Source organism: Kitasatospora sp. NPDC004240, from assembly GCF_053603215.1.
In genome coordinates this window covers 1-1,751 of record NZ_JBSGFD010000436.1, presented here as the reverse complement: position 1 = coordinate 1,751, position 1,751 = coordinate 1, and the positions used below count along the sequence as shown (strand labels likewise).

At 74.3% G+C, this 1,751-nt stretch carries 1 protein-coding gene; it reads left to right on the top strand.

What is annotated here, in order from left to right; genetic code table 11:
* Positions 1 to 110: 110 nt before the first annotated feature.
* On the top strand, positions 111 to 1,619 hold the full coding sequence (locus tag ACWEQL_RS42350) for a DEAD/DEAH box helicase (RefSeq protein WP_452156949.1): 1,509 nt from the start codon (positions 111 to 113) through the stop codon (positions 1,617 to 1,619).
* Positions 1,620 to 1,751 lie beyond the last annotated feature (132 nt).

Sequence of the window (1,751 nt, the reverse complement as noted above, 5' to 3'; positions counted from 1 at the left end):
GGGTGCCGCAGCGCCTTCAGTGAGCTGGTCTCACGCTCCAGGAAGATCTTAATGACCTCGTCATCACGCTGCTTGAGCGCCACGGCGCCGCCGGGCCGCGCAAGGAGGCCGTGGCGCAGGCGCCCGCCGACTTCACCGTGGTCGAGGGCACCCCGCCCCGTCCGCCGGCGGCGAGCTTCGCCGAGCTGGAGCTGCCCAAGGGCATCCTGAGCGCGCTGACCCGCGAGGGCGTCACCGAGCCGTTCCCGATCCAGGCGGCCACGCTGCCCGACTCGATCGCCGGCCGTGACGTGCTCGGCCGGGGCCGCACCGGCTCCGGCAAGACCCTGGCCTTCGGCCTGCCGCTGCTCGCCCGCACCGCCGGCCGCCGCGCCGACGCGCGGCACCCGCTGGCCCTGGTGCTGGTGCCCACCCGCGAGCTGGCCCAGCAGGTCACCGAGGCGCTCACCCCGTACGCCACCGCGGTCAACCTGCGGATCGCCACCGTCGTCGGCGGCATGTCGATCACCCGGCAGGCCAACGCCGTGCGCCGCGGCGCCGAGGTGCTGGTCGCCACCCCGGGCCGGCTGGACGACCTGATCGGGCGCGGCGACGTCCGGCTGTCGGACGTCGCGATCACCGTGCTCGACGAGGCCGACCAGATGGCCGACATGGGCTTCCTGCCCCAGGTCACCAAGCTGCTGGAGCAGGTCGCCGAGGGCGGGCAGCGGATGCTGTTCTCCGCCACCCTGGACCGCAACGTCGACCGGCTGGTCAAGCGCTTCCTCACCGACCCGGTCACCCACTCGGTGGACCCGTCGGCCGGCGCGGTGACCACCATGGACCACCACGTCCTCCAGCTGGAGTCCACCGACAAGGCGTCCGCCACCGCCCACATCGCCTCCCGCGACGGCCGGGTGATCATGTTCGTGCACACCAAGCACGGCGCGGACCGGCTCGCCAAGCAGCTGCTGGCCAACGGCGTGAAGGCCGCCGCCCTGCACGGCGGCAAGTCCCAGCCGCAGCGCAACCGGGTGCTCGACCAGTTCCGCGACGGCCACGTCACCGCGCTGATCGCCACCAACGTGGCCGCCCGCGGTATCCACATCGACGGCCTCGACCTGGTCGTCAACGTCGACCCGCCGATCGACCACAAGGACTACCTGCACCGCGGCGGCCGCACCGCCCGCGCCGGCGAGTCCGGCACCGTGGTCACCCTGGTGCTGCCCGAGCAGCGGCGTGAGGTCAGCAAGCTGATGACGGTGGCCGGCATCCGCCCGACCACCACGAAGATCCGCCCGGGCGACGCCGAGCTGACCCGGATCACCGGTGCCCGCACCCCCAGCGGCGTGCCGGTCACCCTGGCCGTGCCGGTGGTGACCCCGCCCGCCGAGGCCAAGCCCGAGGGCAGGGCCGCCGCCCCGCGCCGCCGCCCCGGCAAGCGTTCGGGCCTGCCGACCGACGTCGACATGAACGGCAACCCGCGCCGCCCCCGCCCCAAGCAGCACGGCGGCGGCCAGGGCGAGCGCCACCAGGCGGCCGGCTTCATCGGCCGCTCCTCGGGCCGCGCCAAGCCCGGCAGCGGCTCCAAGTCCGGCTCCAACTACGGCACCGGCCGCCAGCGCCGCAAGGCCGACTAGGGCGTGTCTTGCGGATCACTGCCGGGTCCGCGGCGTTGGGGCACGCACCTCGCCGCGTTGTCGTCGGTCGCCAATGCTCCGCAGTGGCTCCCTCCTCCGCCTTGCGATGCACGCACCCCAACGCCGCGGCCT